Below are 13,686 nucleotides of genomic sequence, written 5' to 3'. Positions count from 1 at the left end.
GCAGCGATGGTGCGTCGCGGGATTGAAAGTACTTGTCTCGCACCATCAGACGACGTCCGGATGCCACGCGGAGAACCGCGCGGCGAGGTCCTTCTCGCGCACGCATTCGACGACGTGGTCGATGAAGAGTCGCGTCTTCGCCGGGAGCAGCTTCTGCGCAGGGTAGTAAATCGAGACGTGACCACCATCCACCCGCCAGTCGGGAAGCACGCGCGAAAGCGCGCCGCGCTCGATCCATGAGCGCGCCGACTGAACCGGCACGAGCGCGATGCCCATGCCAAGCGCCGCCGCGTGGCAGGCGGCATCCGGATCGTCGAAGACGATGCGGCGATCGAGCGATACCGGGGCCTCCGCCCCGTAACGGTTCGAAAGCACCCAGTCGCGGATGCGGCCCGTCTGCGGCGAGCGGATGAGGATGCCCTCGCGGCCGGTCAGATCGTCGGGGACCGCGATGGCCTTTCCCTCTCGAATGAAACCAGCCGAGGCGACGAGGATGCGATGCGCCGGCACGATCGCCCTGGCGACCACGCCCGGCCGAAGATCGAAGCCGCCGCCGATCGCGACGTCGAAGCCCTCGGCGATCAGGTCGACCGGGCGGTTGTCGAAGCGCCAGTCGGCCGTCACCGCCGGATGGGCGCGAAGGAACCCGTCGAGCATCGGGACGATGTATTCGCGCCCGAAGGCGTTCGGCAGCGCCACGCGGAGCACGCCGGCCGGTCCCGTCGTCATGCCCCGCGCGTTCGCCATGGCGCCGCGCAGCTGGTCGAGACTGCCCTGCACTTCCCCGAGGAACGCCTCGCCGGCTTCGGTCAGCGCCAGGCGGCGGGTGGTGCGCTGGAACAGGCGGACGCCCAGTTCGGCTTCCAGCCGCGCCACGTTCTTGCCCACGGCGGCGGGCGTCAGTCCGAGCGCGCGGGCCGCCGCGGCGAAGCTGCCCGATTCGGCGCTGCGGACGAAACTGGCGATGCCGTTGAGGGTGTCCATGGCACCGATAGTAAACCGATCGGATCGAATGAAACGACCGAAACGCGACTACCGGTTGGCGCGACCGAGGACTAACTTTGCACCGCCATCCACTCACCCACAGGAGCAAAGCCATGAACGACCTCAATTCGATCCAGGGCAAGAGCGCCCTCGTCCTCGGCGGTTCGCGCGGCATCGGCGCCGCCATCGCCCGTCGCCTCGCCGCCGGCGGTGCCTCGGTCGCACTGACCTACGTGCAGGGCGCCGACGCGGCCAATGCCGTCGTCGACGACATCACCCGTGCCGGCGGGCGCGCCATCGCCATCCAGGCGGACAGCGCGAACGACGACGCCATCGAACGCGCGGTGGCGACGACGAAGGAAACCTTCGGTTCGTTCGACATCCTGGTCAACAACGCGGGCGTCCTCGCGATCGCCCCGATCGACGAATTCACGACGGAGGACATCGATCGCACGATCGCCGTGAACGTGCGCGCCGCCGTCATCGCCAGCCGTGCCGCGGCACGTGTGATGGCCAACGGCGGTCGCATCATCCACATCGGCAGCACCAACGCCGAGCGCATGCCGTTCGCCGGTGGCGCGGTGTACGCCATGAGCAAGTCGGCGTTGCAGGGCCTGGCGCAGGGCACCGCGCGCGACCTCGGCCCGAGGGGCATCACGGTCAACGTGGTGCAGCCCGGTCCGATCGACACCGACATGAATCCCGCCAAGGGCCCGATGGCCGCAGGGCTGATCCCGATGCTCGCCACCGGCCGCTATGGCCATGCCGATGAGGTCGCCAGCTTCGTCGCCTACCTCGCGGGCCCGGAAGCGGGCAACATCACCGGCGCGAGCCTGATGATCGATGGCGGCTTCGCCGCCTGATCGCGGGACGCAGCCGGGCTCTCAGCTCAGCCTGATGTCCGAAAGGTCGATCGACACCACGAGCAGGTCGGCGACGCGCTGGCCGTCCGGCTGACGCGGATAGATGCGGCGCTTCGTCGGGATGCGGATGCCCGACACCGTGGTGTAATCGGAAACGTAATGCGCACCGGGCGTATGGCCCGCGATCTCGACGTCGTAATCGAGTCGGCGCACCAGCAGGTCCGGGCCGACATAGATCGCCTGGACCTCGCTGAAGACCTCCAGCGACGCCGGGTAGCGGACGATGAGCTTCCGCCACGTCTCGCCGTTCTCGTCCCACGCGCCGGCGTCTTCCCACTCGACCCCCTCCCACGCCAGCAGGAACGGCGTGTTGAGGTACGTCCACATGGCGCAGCCCGCGAAGAACGCCAGTTGCAGGTCGCTCCACGGCGTTTCGAGCGTATGTCCCGCGAACGACCGGCGCGGGTCGTCGAGCGAGTCGAGCACGCGCTCGTCGGCGTCGAGCAAGGCGATACGCCGCGTCGTGAAGTCGCTACGCGCCGCGACCTCGCCGAACGGCGCATGGGCCGCCCACTGCGCGTCGGTGGCCACGGTCACCGTCGTGCGATCGAGCACGCCCGCCTTGCCCTTCAGCCCCCAGAGCGCCCCGCCCTGATCGAGCGTCGCGCTCGCCTGGCGAAACCGGCGCCACGTATCGAGTCCGCCATGGGCGGCGAGGATGTCCTGGACGAGCGTCTTCATCGCGTATCTCGGTGAGGGGAACCGCGGCCACGTTAGTCGGTGGAACACGGCGGCGCTTGCACCGCCATGCGCCGACCAGCCGCATGTCCGGAAACGAGGCTTTTTCGTCCTTGGCCGCGGACGCGCCGCCCTTACAACGGGGCGAGGCGGCGACGGCATTCGTCGCGCACTTCTACCCGCATCCGGAGCACACCATGAAGCTGTCAGGAAACACCGTTTTCATCACCGGCGCGACGTCCGGCATCGGCCGCGGCCTCGCCGAAGCGCTTCATCGCCTCGGTAACCAGGTCATCATCAGCGGCCGCCGCAAGCACCTCCTCGACGAAGTCACCGCGGCCAACCCCGGCATGCAGGGCATCGAGCTCGACATCACCTCGCCGGACAGCATCGCCTCCGTCGCGTCGTGGCTGAAGACGAACCATCCCACGCTCAACGTGCTGATCAACAACGCGGGCCTCATGCCGTTCGACGATCCGGCTTCGGTCATCGACGATGCCGTCACGCTCAACATCCTGACGACGAATCTCCTCGGCCCGATCCGCATGACGTCCGCCTTGATCGAACACCTGAAGGCCCAGCCGTCGGCGACGATCATCCACAACACGTCGGTGGTGTCGTTCATGCCGCTCGCCGGTAACGCGGTCTATTCGGCCGGCAAGGCGGCGCTGCACTCGTACACCCAGACCCAACGCTTCGCGCTGCGCGACACCTCGGTCGAAGTCATCGAGATCGCCCCGCCGTGGGTCGACACCGACCTCATCCACAAGAGCGGCGACCCGCGCGCGATGCCCCTCGACGCATACATCGAGGACACCATCCGCCAGCTGGGCGCCGGCGAGCAGGAGATCATCGTCGACGGCATCCGGGCGCTTCGCGACAACCCTGGCACGGGCGAATACAAGCTGATCGCCGAGTTCAACCAGATGCTCGTCGACAACCCGATCCCGGTGGGCTGACCGCGCACGCACCCGATGGTCGCGGTTCGACGCGTTCCTCACGGTAGGCCATCTAGCCTCCCGCGCATGGACATCGCCGCGACCATCGTGCGCCTTCTCGACGCACGCACTCCCGAGGCCTCCATCTGCCCGTCGGACGTGGCACGCGCCCTCGCCGACGACGAAACGGCGTGGCGCGCGCTCATGCCCCGGGTCCGCGACGAGGCTTCGGACCTGGCGCGTGACGGGCGCATCGTCATCACCCGGGGCGAGCGGCAGCTCGAGCCGGACGATTTAGGCCGTGGCCCCATCCGCCTGCGCCGTGGCCGGGCATTCCCGGCCCGCTAACAGGGTAAGACCCTCGCCGCCGCAGGATCAGACCCAAACCGCAGGAACGTTCATTGAGCAGCGAACGGATCTGGCAACAATGGATCCATCGGGGCACGACCGGCCATCTCGCCGGGCCCCATCCTCAAGAGCCCTGCAATGACCCACCGTCTCCTGTCGGTCGCAATCGCGACCGCGTTCCTTTCGCTCGCTCCCGTGTCCGGCTTCGCTACCGCATCGCCCGCGCCCGCCGTCGACGTGCGCGGCGTCGATCACGTGGGCATCAACGTGCCCGACGTGGAAGCGGCGAGCCGCTTCTTCGCGGACACGTTCGGCTTCGTCCCCGTGACCGAGATGCGCGACATTCCGGTCGATGCGGGATTCCGTCGCACCTTCCACATGCACGACGATGCGAAGGTCAAGAGCATCCGCATGCTGCGCGCCGGCGACGGCGCGAACATCGAACTCTTCCAGTACGACTCGCCGCACGCCTCGCGTGAGCAGCCGTTCTACGACGATATCGGCGCGTCGCACATCGCCCTGTATACCGACGACATCGACAAGGCCGTCGCCTCCTTGCGCGCGAAGGGCATCAAGGTGCTGACCGATCCCATCCGCATGACGCAGGGGCCGGCGGCCGGCAATACCTGGGTGTACTTCCTCACGCCGTGGGGTTCGAAGATGGAGCTTGTGAGCTATCCGCAGGGCCAGGCGGGCGAAGCCACCGCAGGCGTGCAGCTGTGGAGGGCCCCGGTCAAGGCGGGTCCGGTGTCGCTCGATCGCACCGTCGTCGATGAGGTCGTGACGCACTACGTCGCGATGCTCAACGACACGAATGCCGACAGCCGGGCGAAGACGATCGACCGCTATTACGCCGACGACACCGTGTTCAACGACCCCGAAGGCCTGATCGAAGGCAAGCGCGGGCTGAACGACCTCGTAGGCAAACTGCAGGCCGCCAATCGGGGCTTCCGTTTTCGTGTCGTCGGCCCCGCCACGATCCAGAACGGCAGCGTGCGCGTGAAATGGACCTTCGGGCCGGCCGCGCAGCCAGCGAAGATCAGCGGCGAAGACATCCTGACACTGGTGGACGGGAAGATCGCGTCCACCATCGTCTTCCTCGGCCCCGGTCCGCAGGGTAAGGCGAGGAGCACCCCATGATCCACGCTCCCAGCACGTCGCTGCATCTTCACTACGTGATCAAGGAAGGCAGGACCGACGAGCTACTCGGACACATACGCGACATCCTCAACCTGTGTGCCCGCGAGGACGACTTCATCACGGCGATCCTGCATCGTTCGCCCGAACGGCCGCTCGAACTCACGCTATACGAACTCTGGCGCGGTACGCGCGAGGAGTTCGCCATGACGCAGGGCACGCGGCCGTATCGCAAGGCGTACCTCGAGGCGAGCCGGCCGCTGATCGATCGCGTAGAGGTGACCTGGGACACGCCCATCCAGATATGGGGCGAGTTCGGACCGCTGGGCTGATCCAGCCCAGCGGAGGCCATCTTCCCCGAAATCGCGAAAGTGTTTCGCCCCGCTCCGCGTTTCTCCCAGCGCGGCCAGGTCGCACGCTACGTGCACCTGCCGCCTGATGAGACACATGCGATGAAAACCCTCCTGCTCGCCACCCTGATGGTCGCCCCGTTCGGCGCGATGGCGGCCGATGCGCCGGCCCCGGTCGTCGAGCGCGTCGCCACCTTCCGTGGCCCGATGCCGACCGGTGTCACCGTCTCGCCGGGCGGCCGCATCTTCGTCAACTTTCCGCAGTGGGGGGACAAGCCGGCGTTCACCGTCGGCGAACTCAAGGACGGGAAAGTCGCCGCCTACCCGTCGCAGGCGCTCAACGATGCCGATCCGGCCCATGCCACCGCCACGCTTATCAGCGTGCAGAGCGTGGTCGCGGATGCCGCCAACCGGCTGTGGATCCTCGACACCGGTGCCCCTGGGTTCACCGCGCCGATCCCGGGTGGCGCGAAGCTGGTCGCGGTCGACCTCGCGACCGACAAAGTCGTCAAGACGATCGTCCTCGACCAGGACGTCGTGCTGCCCACCACGTACGTCAACGACGTGCGTTTCGATCTGCGCGTCGGCAAGGCTGGCGTCGCCTACATCACCGATAGCTCGATCAAGGGACCCGGTGGCCTCATCGTCGTGGACCTCGATTCCGGCCACGCCATCCGCCGTCTGAGTGGTCACCCGAGTACGAGCCCTGACAAGGGCTTCGTGCCGGTCATCGAAGGCAAGCCGCTCATGAGCCGTCCCGCGGGCGGCAAGCCGACTCCGTGGCTCGTCGCCAGCGACGGTATCGCCATCTCCGCCGACGGCAGCACGCTCTACTACTGCGCCCTATCCAGCCGCCATCTCTTCAGCGTGCCGACGGCGTTGCTGCGCGACGAGACGATCCCGGATGCCGAACTCGCCAGATCGATCGTGGACCTCGGCATGAAGGGGGCTTCCGACGGTCTGGCCGAAGACGACGCGGGCCGCATCTATGGCGGCGACTACGAGCACAACGCCATCCGCCGCTACGCTGGCGGCAAGTGGGACACGCTGGTCACCGATCCGCGCATTCTCTGGCCGGACACGCTCTCGGTCGGCACGGACGGCTACCTGTATTTCACCGCCAACCAGCTGTATCGCCAGGCCGGGTTCCACGAGGGGAATGACGAGCGCAAGCAGCCCTACGAATTGCTCCGCGTGAAGATCGGCGCGGGGCCGGTATTGCTGAAGTAGTCCACAGGTCCGGAGGGCCGCGACGACGCGGCCCTCCGGCCTCGATCAGCGGGCGGCCGGGAAGTCCGTAGCGCTCGCTTCTTTTTCCTGCGCCTCCACGTCGGCGAGCCGCTCGCGCAACGCCTTCGCGATCATCGCATACGCGTCGCTGCCGAGGACCAGCCGCTTCGGCGCAGGTGTCCGGTCCAAGCTATCGATCATCCGCGCCACCATCTTCGACGGATCGCCGTTCGGCATGCGCGTCGGGTCCTGGAGGATGCTGCGGATCATGCCGACGGGCGTGTCCTTGTACGCCTCGGGTTCTCCGCCCATGCGTGCACCCGCCGTCGTACGAAACGCGGTGCGCGCGCCACCCGGCTCCACGATCGTCACGCCGATCCCGAACGATGCCACCTCGGCGTGGAGCGCGTCGAAAAACCCTTCGAGACCCCATTTGCTCGCGTGGTAGAGCGACGCGCCCGGATGGGTCGCCTGGCCGCCGTAGGTGGAGAGCGCCAGGATCCGGCCACCGCCCTGGCGGCGAAGGAATGGCAGCGCCGCGCGTGTCACCTCGATGGGACCGACGAGATTGGTATCGATCTGGTGACGGATCTGTTCGCCATCGAGACCCTCGACCGCGCCGAAGAGACCGTACCCGGCGTTGTTGACGATCACATCGATGCGGCCGAACGACGCGAACGCCTCCGCCACGACACGGTGGATGGCCGCGACATCGGTGACATCGAGCGTGGCGATACGGAGCACGTCGCCATGGGCTTCGCTCAGATCGTCCGCGGCTCCGGATTGCCGGACCGTGCCGAACACGCGATCGCCGCGCGAGAGAAGCTGAATGGCCATCTCGCGCCCGAAGCCGCTGCTGATGCCGGTGATGAACCACGTACGTTGCGTCATTGGAATTTCCTGGATGTCGAGCATTTGCTAACTAACTGGTTAGATGTAATGTGGTCATATCTAACCGGTTAGTCAAGTGCTAGCATCCGGAACGCCAGCAACGGGAGCGAACCTGTGCGAAATGCCGAAGCGACGAAAGAGCGGATCCTCGATGCCGCCATGACCGAGTTCTCGGCGTACGGCATCGCCGGTGCGCGTGTCGACCGCGTCGCCGCCGAGGCCGGATGTAACAAGAACCTGATCTACATCTACTTCGGAAACAAGGAATCGCTCTTCACCGCGGTGCTCGGCCATTACCTCGTACCTGCGTACGAGCACCTGGCCTTCACGCCGGACGACGTGGCGGGCTATGCCGGCCGAGTCTTCGATTTCTCGATGGCTAACCCGAAACTGATGCGCCTGCTGGCCTGGCACAGCCTGGAGCAAAGCACCGAGGCGCCATCTGAACGTGGCGCGTCGCATGCGGCGAAGATCCGCGCGCTATCGGACGCGCGAAAAGCCGGCGCCATCGGCGGCGCGTTCCCTCCCGAGTTCCTGCTCACGGTCATCATGACCGTCGCCACGGCATGGACGGCCGCGAACGCGTTCAGCATGTCCACCGGTACCGAGGCCGCAAGGCACCAGGCGCAACTGAGAAAGCGCGTCACCGCCGCCGTTCGCCTGCTCGCCGCTGCCGAGACTATGTGAGCTCATGCCGGCATTTTCCACCGCGGAGGAAAAGTATTTCCTTCATTGCCTGCTTATTCCGCAAGGATGATGCGCGCAAAGTGTTCCCCGGTTCGCAACGAGGAATACCCATGACCCTTCCCGCCTTTGGCGTCGGCACCTTCCGCCTCACCGGCCAGGCCGCCGTCGATTCCGTCTCCACCGCGCTCGAACTCGGCTATCGCGCCGTGGATACCGCGCAGATCTACGGCAACGAGGCCGATGTCGGCAAGGCGATCGCCGAAAGCGGCGTCCGCCGTGACGACCTCTTCGTCACGACCAAGATCTGGACCGACAACTACAGCCGCCGGAAGCTCGTTCCGAGCCTGCGCGAAAGTCTCGAGAAACTGCGCATAGGCCATGCGGATCTCACGCTGATCCACTGGCCCGCGCCGGGCAACGGCGTCGAGTTGCCGGAGTACATGGAGGCGCTGGCGGAGGCGAAATCGCTCGGCCTGACGCGCCAGATCGGCATCTCGAACTTCAACATCGACCTCACGCGCCAGGCCATCGCCGCGGTGGGCGCCGACGCGATCGCCACCAACCAGATCGAACTCAGCCCGTACCTGCAGAACGCGCCACTGACCGCGTTCCTCGCGGAGCAAGGCATTCGCGTCACGTCGTACATGACCCTCGCCTACGGAAAGGTCCTCGCGGATCCGGTGCTCGCTCAGATCGCGGAGAAACATCGCGCCACGGTGGCGCAGGTCGCGCTCGCCTGGGCGCTGCGGCTCGGCTACGCGGTCATCCCCTCGTCCACGAAGCGCGAGAACCTCGCCAGCAACCTGCTGGCCCGCGACCTGCGCCTCGACGACGACGACATGGCTCGTATCGCGCGCCTCGAGCGGAACGGCCGCGAAGTCAGCCCGGCCGGCCTGGCGCCCGTCTGGGATTGATCCACCCGGCCGGCATACGCCGCCCGTCGGATGTCCTCGGCCAAGCCATGGGCCTAATCTCGACCCATGGCTACCGTCGACACCGAAATCGTCCTGACCCGCGCCCACCTCGCCCTGGAGGCATCCGCCGTGGGCAACGCCATCCTCGACGGCGACATGGACGAAGCCCGGTTCCGCGCGCACCTGGTGCGCAAGCAAGCCCAGGACCTCTGCCTCGACGACGTGGCCCACGCCGCCCTGCTCGTCATCGTCCTCCTGCCACCCGAGGCCCGGCTTCCCAGCCGCGGTATAGGCCGGGCCCTGCTGCGACTGTGCAACCTGTTGAAGGTGTAAAGCTCTTCGCGGCCTGGTGACTGCCACCTGTTCAAGCGGTGCCGCCCTGCGTCATCATGGATGAAGACGGCCGCCTGCGTCGTCGTTTGGGCGCTACGCCGGATGTTTCACCGAACAGGAGGTTTCGTGACTGGCGTGACTCGCGGCAAGCGGATCGGCGGGCTGGCGTTTCTCATCGCGGTATCGGCGGGGCTATGCGGAACGAGCGTTTCCGGGAGCGACGCGACGACTGGCCGGGCGGTCTCGGGCATATGTCCAACCAAAGCGGTCATGAACGAGGTCCTCGATCTCGGGAACGTCTACTTCGGCGAGACGCACGGTACGAACGAGAGTCCGGCGTTCGTTGGCTGCCTCGTCCGGTCGGCGGTCGGAAGACATATATCGCCGCTCTACGTGTCGTTCGAGCTGCCGCCTGTCGCCGCCGACACGCATGGCCGCGTCTGGTCGGGAATGGACGGCCGGACCTCGGAAGCCTATGCGAAGCTCGTCGACGAACTTCAGGTTCTCGAGAAGCAAGGCAAGTTGGTCATCGACTACCAGCTCGTCGCGATCGGTGACGACGACGAGACAAGCAACCGACTCGTCGGCGAACATCTCAAGGCGCTTTCCGCGAAGGGTCGCATCATCGCGATCGGCGGATCGATGCATGCGCAGCGGAGACAGGCGATCATTCCGTCGTTCACCTTCAAGCCCGCGGGTGCGTATACCGGACCCGGCATCAAGAGCATCCTGCTCGACTCATCGGGACTCGGCCAGGCGTGGATGTGCGTAGGGACATGTGAGGCCCGGCCAGTGACCGGCTTCACCGGTGCATCGTCTCCTTTCACACTGAACGACGGGACGGCGGTGGGATTCGACTACGTCCTGACATTCCCGCCAGCCACCGCGTCGCGGCCGCACCTCCCGCTACAGCCCCCCTGACTCGACGCGGACGAAGCTGAACGTTTCACAGAAATGAAGACCCCTTTCATGGACTGACCGGCTCCTGAAAACGTGACGCACGTCACGCTGCCGATATTGCATATCGGAGTGTTGCCGTGTCGCTGAGTCCCGCTTCCTCCATCGTCATCGACCTCCTCCTCATGTCCGACGCCGTCGCCGAGGGAAACGTCTCCGACGTGCGACGTCTGGCGCGACGCATCCAGCGGACCGCCGAACCGACACGCTTCGTGCGCGTCGCCCGGCATGCCCGGCATATCGAGGAAATCGCCAGCGACGGCGTGAAGGAAGACGAGCTCGCCTCCGCCATGCGAAAACTGCTGCGTGAATCGGAGCACGAGATCGCCGGTTTCGGACATATCCTCTATTCATGACCTTCGGATCGCCTCAATCGCTACCAGCCCCTCGGGCCTGACCGACTCGCTCGCCGGATCGACATCGACAGGGAATCGTGATGTCTTTCCTGACGCGAGCGACCATCAGTCCCCCCTTTCGCGCGACGCAGTCCCCCGGCCGTGACGGCAGGTTCCGTCAACGCACCAGGTTCACCCGGGCGAGATCGATGAGTTCCTTGCCGCGGCCGTCCATGACAGCCCGGAGCAGGAACATGCCGAAGTTGTAGGACTCCTCGAACGTCTTCGCCGGAGGCAGCACCAGTTCCTGCCGCGCCGAGACCACGTCCAGCAGCGCCGGTCCGTCGTGCTGAAGCACCTCGGTCAACGCCGCCTGGAGGTCGTCGGGCTTCTCCACGCGGACGCCCTTGATACCCATCGCGGACGCCATCGCCGCGAAGTTCGGGTTCTTCAGGTCCACGCCGACGTCGACGAACCCGCCCGCCTTCATTTCCATCTCGACGAAACCGAGCGTGCCGTTGTTGAGCACGATGACCTTGACGGGGAAGCCGTGCTGGATGAGGGTCACGAACTCGCCCATCATCATGGTGAAGCCACCATCGCCCGACAGCGAGATGACCTGGCGGTCGGGATAGGTCGCCTGCGCGCCGATGGCCTGGAGCATCGCGTTCGCCATCGAGCCGTGATTGAACGAACCGAGCAGTCGCCGTTTGCCGTTCATCTTGAGGTAGCGAGCCGCCCAGGCGACCGGCGTTCCGACATCGCAGGAGAAGATCGCATCCTCCTTTGCCAGCTCGCTGACGACGCGCGTCACGTACTGCGGATGCATGATGCTGCCACCCGGCCGGCTCTCGGCGAGCGCGTCAAGGTCCGCCCGCGCCTGCTTATAGTCCTTGGTGGCCGCGTCGAGATGGCGGCTGTCGGACTTGTCATGGATGAGCGGCAGCAACGCCTTCAGGGTCTCGCCTACCGATCCCAGAACGCCGAGTTCGAGGCCGCAGCGATTGCCGAGCGCTTCGGGGCGCACGTCGATCTGCACGATGCGCGCGTGTTCCGGATAGAACTGCCGATACGGGAAGTCGGTGCCGAGCAGCAGCAGCGTGTCGCATGCCTTGATCGCCTTGTAGCCCGACGCGAATCCGAGCAGGCCGGTCATGCCCACGTCGTGCGGGTTGTCGAATTCGACATGCTCCTTGCCACGCAGTGAATGGACGACCGGTGCCTTGAGTTTGCCGGCGAGCTCGACCATCTCGGCGTGGGCGCCTGCCGTCCCCGCGCCGCAGAACAGCGTGACGTTCGTCCCCTCGTTGAGGATGTCGGCGACCCGGCGCAGGTCGCTCTCGGCGGGAACGAGCACGGGCGACGACGGCACCAGCCAGCGGGGCACGGGTGCCGACAAGGGGCGAAGCGCGATGTCGCCCGAGAGCACCACGACCGCGACACCCTTCTTCGCGACGGCGGTGCGCATGGCGCGCAGGAGGACCTGCGGCAGCTGGTCGGCCTGGTTGACCAGCTCGACGTAGTGGCTGCATTCCTTGAACAGCTGCTCCGGGTGCGTCGCCTGGAAGTAATCGATGCCGATTTCGGTGCTCGGGATGTGCGCGGCGATCGCCAGGACGGGGACGCGGTTCCGGTGGGCGTCGAACAGGCCGTTGATGAGGTGGAGATTGCCGGGTCCACAGCTGCCGGCGCAGACGGCGAGTTTCCCAGTCAGGTGCGCCTCGGCGCCGGCCGCGAAGGCCGCGCTTTCCTCGTGGCGCATGTGGATCCATTCGATGGAACCCATGCGCCGCAGGGAATCGGTGAATCCGTTCAGGGAATCGCCGACCACGCCGTAGATTCTCTCGACGCCGGCCGACGCCAGCGCTTCCGCCATATAGTCCGCAGCCTTTCTCGTCATGGTCTTACCTTGTGATGGGTGGGTTGCGCCAACCGACAGGCATGCCACGGGCACGTCATGCAGCGCGCCGGAGCGGCATGGACACTCGTCGTCGACGACACAGATTGAAGTCTGCCCGGCACGAATATCTTGGGCCTATCCCCCGCATGGGGTGCGCATTTGGACAACGCGTCCCTCGTGCGCAAGATGCGACAACCGCACGAGCGTGGCCATCGGGAGGACAGCCGGTGCGGTGGGTCTAAGGGGGAACACCCGTCGCCGGAAATGCCGCCTGGGTCACCATCGCCTTCCCGACACGCTCACGTCCACTGCGCGAGTCCCATGACCGGCGTCGATGGCGAGGCCATGTCGCGTTCGCCCATGGGACCGGCAAGCCACGCCGAGCGCCCCGCGCCGACGGCCGCGGCGAACGCGGCGGCCATTCGCACCGGGTCGCCGGCACGTGCGACGGCGGTATTGAGCAACACGGCGTCGTAGCCCATCTCCATGGCCGCCGCGGCCTGGGATGGAAGACCGATCCCGGCGTCCACGATGAGCGGCACGTCAGGAAAATGCGCGCGCAGCGTACGCAGCGCATACGGATCCGTTAGGCCCCGGCCGCTACCGATCGGCGCCGCCCAGGGCATCAGCACGCGACAGCCGGCATCCAGCAGGCGGCCCGCGACGCCCAGATCGTCGGTCGTGTACGGAAAGACTTCGAAACCCTCCACGCAGAGGATCCGCGCCGCCTCCACCAACCCGAACACATCGGGACGCAACGTGTCGTCGTCGCCGATCACCTCCAGCTTGATCCATGGCGTATCGAACAGTTCGCGCGCCATGTGGGCGGTCGTCACCGCGTCCTTCACCGTGTGGCAACCCGCCGTGTTCGGCAGGATGCGACAGCCGAGCCCCTGGACCAGCTTCCAGAACGGCTGGCCGCCGCTGGGCCCACCGGACTCGCGTCGCAGCGACACCGTGACGATCTCGCTTCGCGCGGCACGGACCGCATGCTCCAGACAAGCCGGCGACGGGTACTGGGCCGTGCCGAGCAGGAGTCGCGAGGACAACCTGCGCCCGTAAAGGTCGAGGTCGTCCATCG

At 66.5% G+C, this 13,686-nt stretch carries 16 protein-coding genes; 11 read left to right on the top strand and 5 right to left on the bottom strand.

From position 1 onward, the window contains the following. Nucleotides 1-45 precede the first annotated feature (45 nt). On the bottom strand, nt 46-984 hold the full coding sequence (locus BMY69_RS12495) for a LysR family transcriptional regulator (RefSeq protein ID WP_090178658.1): 939 nt from the start codon (nt 982-984) through the stop codon (nt 46-48). 113 nt (nt 985-1,097) lie between these two features. Here BMY69_RS12495 and BMY69_RS12490 point away from each other — a divergent pair, with 113 nt between their 5' ends. Beyond that, nucleotides 1,098-1,847, top strand: coding sequence for an SDR family oxidoreductase (locus BMY69_RS12490; protein ID WP_090178655.1), 750 nt, complete (start codon nt 1,098-1,100; stop codon nt 1,845-1,847). 21 nt (nt 1,848-1,868) lie between these two features. On the opposite strand, the gene BMY69_RS12485 is transcribed toward BMY69_RS12490, so the two are convergent. Next, the gene (locus BMY69_RS12485) at nt 1,869-2,588 is read right to left on the bottom strand and encodes a hypothetical protein (RefSeq protein WP_090178652.1); all 720 of its coding nucleotides are present in this window, start codon (nt 2,586-2,588) and stop codon (nt 1,869-1,871) included. A gap of 194 nt (nt 2,589-2,782) precedes the next feature. Between BMY69_RS12485 and BMY69_RS12480 the strand changes: the two genes are divergently transcribed. The 5 genes from BMY69_RS12480 (at nt 2,783) to BMY69_RS12460 (ending at nt 6,588) form a co-directional block, all read left to right on the top strand. Then, nucleotides 2,783-3,544 carry an SDR family oxidoreductase gene (locus BMY69_RS12480; RefSeq protein WP_090053153.1) on the top strand — a complete coding sequence of 254 codons (762 nt, stop codon included), beginning with the start codon at nt 2,783-2,785 and terminating at the stop codon, nt 3,542-3,544. A 66-nt stretch (nt 3,545-3,610) separates the two neighbouring features. Then, nucleotides 3,611-3,871: a DUF3253 domain-containing protein gene (locus tag BMY69_RS12475; protein WP_090178650.1), complete on the top strand. Its 261-nt coding sequence runs from the start codon at nt 3,611-3,613 to the stop codon at nt 3,869-3,871. A gap of 138 nt (nt 3,872-4,009) precedes the next feature. Next, nucleotides 4,010-5,011 (top strand): VOC family protein, encoded by a 1,002-nt coding sequence (locus BMY69_RS12470; RefSeq protein WP_090178647.1) that lies wholly within the window; start codon nt 4,010-4,012, stop codon nt 5,009-5,011. Continuing rightward, a complete protein-coding gene (locus BMY69_RS12465) occupies nt 5,008-5,340 on the top strand; it encodes a putative quinol monooxygenase (protein WP_090178645.1) in 333 nt (110 codons plus the stop codon). The genes BMY69_RS12470 and BMY69_RS12465 overlap by 4 nt, the downstream gene beginning before the upstream one ends. A 120-nt stretch (nt 5,341-5,460) precedes the next feature. Then, entirely contained in the window at nt 5,461-6,588 is a 1,128-nt protein-coding gene (locus BMY69_RS12460) for an L-dopachrome tautomerase-related protein (RefSeq protein ID WP_090178643.1), read from the top strand. 45 nt (nt 6,589-6,633) lie between these two features. On the opposite strand, the gene BMY69_RS12455 is transcribed toward BMY69_RS12460, so the two are convergent. Beyond that, nucleotides 6,634-7,479, bottom strand: coding sequence for an SDR family oxidoreductase (locus BMY69_RS12455; protein ID WP_090178640.1), 846 nt, complete (start codon nt 7,477-7,479; stop codon nt 6,634-6,636). Between the two features lie 114 nt (nt 7,480-7,593). On the opposite strand from BMY69_RS12455, the gene BMY69_RS12450 reads away from it, so the two are divergent. From BMY69_RS12450 to BMY69_RS12430, 5 genes are all read left to right on the top strand, one after another. Next, nucleotides 7,594-8,166 carry a TetR family transcriptional regulator gene (locus BMY69_RS12450; protein ID WP_090178639.1) on the top strand — a complete coding sequence of 191 codons (573 nt, stop codon included), beginning with the start codon at nt 7,594-7,596 and terminating at the stop codon, nt 8,164-8,166. A 110-nt stretch (nt 8,167-8,276) separates the two neighbouring features. Next, nucleotides 8,277-9,080, top strand: a complete 804-nt coding sequence (gene dkgB, locus BMY69_RS12445; protein WP_090178637.1) for a 2,5-didehydrogluconate reductase DkgB — start codon at nt 8,277-8,279, stop codon at nt 9,078-9,080. A gap of 66 nt (nt 9,081-9,146) precedes the next feature. Then, nucleotides 9,147-9,413 carry a hypothetical protein gene (locus tag BMY69_RS12440; RefSeq protein WP_090178635.1) on the top strand — a complete coding sequence of 89 codons (267 nt, stop codon included), beginning with the start codon at nt 9,147-9,149 and terminating at the stop codon, nt 9,411-9,413. 60 nt (nt 9,414-9,473) lie between these two features. Next, nucleotides 9,474-10,334: a hypothetical protein gene (locus BMY69_RS12435; protein ID WP_143070470.1), complete on the top strand. Its 861-nt coding sequence runs from the start codon at nt 9,474-9,476 to the stop codon at nt 10,332-10,334. Nucleotides 10,335-10,450: 116 nt separating this feature from the next. Continuing rightward, nucleotides 10,451-10,726, top strand: coding sequence for a hypothetical protein (locus BMY69_RS12430; RefSeq protein WP_090178631.1), 276 nt, complete (start codon nt 10,451-10,453; stop codon nt 10,724-10,726). Nucleotides 10,727-10,883: 157 nt separating this feature from the next. On the opposite strand, the gene poxB is transcribed toward BMY69_RS12430, so the two are convergent. Further along, the gene (poxB, locus tag BMY69_RS12425) at nt 10,884-12,605 is read right to left on the bottom strand and encodes a ubiquinone-dependent pyruvate dehydrogenase (RefSeq protein ID WP_090178630.1); all 1,722 of its coding nucleotides are present in this window, start codon (nt 12,603-12,605) and stop codon (nt 10,884-10,886) included. 299 nt (nt 12,606-12,904) lie between these two features. Then, nucleotides 12,905-13,684: a thiazole synthase gene (locus tag BMY69_RS12420; RefSeq protein WP_090178627.1), complete on the bottom strand. Its 780-nt coding sequence runs from the start codon at nt 13,682-13,684 to the stop codon at nt 12,905-12,907. Between the last annotated feature and the right edge of the window lie 2 nt (nt 13,685-13,686).

Origin of the sequence: Luteibacter sp. UNC138MFCol5.1, from assembly GCF_900110505.1 — a bacterium.
Classification (GTDB): Bacteria; Pseudomonadota; Gammaproteobacteria; order Xanthomonadales; family Rhodanobacteraceae; genus Luteibacter.
Note: the sequence above shows the minus strand (reverse complement) of the source record. Positions and strands in the feature narration are given on the sequence as shown.

Excerpts from the sequence above, each read along its gene's own strand:
- BMY69_RS12495 (WP_090178658.1), bottom strand. The coding sequence starts at position 984 with ATGGACACCCTCAACGGCATCGCCAGTTTCGTCCGCAGCGCCGAATCG.
- BMY69_RS12490 (WP_090178655.1), top strand. The coding sequence starts at position 1,098 with ATGAACGACCTCAATTCGATCCAGGGCAAGAGCGCCCTCGTCCTCGGC.
- BMY69_RS12485 (WP_090178652.1), bottom strand. The coding sequence starts at position 2,588 with ATGAAGACGCTCGTCCAGGACATCCTCGCCGCCCATGGCGGACTCGAT.
- BMY69_RS12480 (WP_090053153.1), top strand. The coding sequence starts at position 2,783 with ATGAAGCTGTCAGGAAACACCGTTTTCATCACCGGCGCGACGTCCGGC.
- BMY69_RS12475 (WP_090178650.1), top strand. The coding sequence starts at position 3,611 with ATGGACATCGCCGCGACCATCGTGCGCCTTCTCGACGCACGCACTCCC.
- BMY69_RS12470 (WP_090178647.1), top strand. The coding sequence starts at position 4,010 with ATGACCCACCGTCTCCTGTCGGTCGCAATCGCGACCGCGTTCCTTTCG.
- BMY69_RS12465 (WP_090178645.1), top strand. The coding sequence starts at position 5,008 with ATGATCCACGCTCCCAGCACGTCGCTGCATCTTCACTACGTGATCAAG.
- BMY69_RS12460 (WP_090178643.1), top strand. The coding sequence starts at position 5,461 with ATGAAAACCCTCCTGCTCGCCACCCTGATGGTCGCCCCGTTCGGCGCG.
- BMY69_RS12455 (WP_090178640.1), bottom strand. The coding sequence starts at position 7,479 with ATGACGCAACGTACGTGGTTCATCACCGGCATCAGCAGCGGCTTCGGG.
- dkgB (WP_090178637.1), top strand. The coding sequence starts at position 8,277 with ATGACCCTTCCCGCCTTTGGCGTCGGCACCTTCCGCCTCACCGGCCAG.
- BMY69_RS12440 (WP_090178635.1), top strand. The coding sequence starts at position 9,147 with ATGGCTACCGTCGACACCGAAATCGTCCTGACCCGCGCCCACCTCGCC.
- BMY69_RS12435 (WP_143070470.1), top strand. The coding sequence starts at position 9,474 with ATGAAGACGGCCGCCTGCGTCGTCGTTTGGGCGCTACGCCGGATGTTT.
- poxB (WP_090178630.1), bottom strand. The coding sequence starts at position 12,605 with ATGACGAGAAAGGCTGCGGACTATATGGCGGAAGCGCTGGCGTCGGCC.
- BMY69_RS12420 (WP_090178627.1), bottom strand. The coding sequence starts at position 13,684 with ATGGACGACCTCGACCTTTACGGGCGCAGGTTGTCCTCGCGACTCCTG.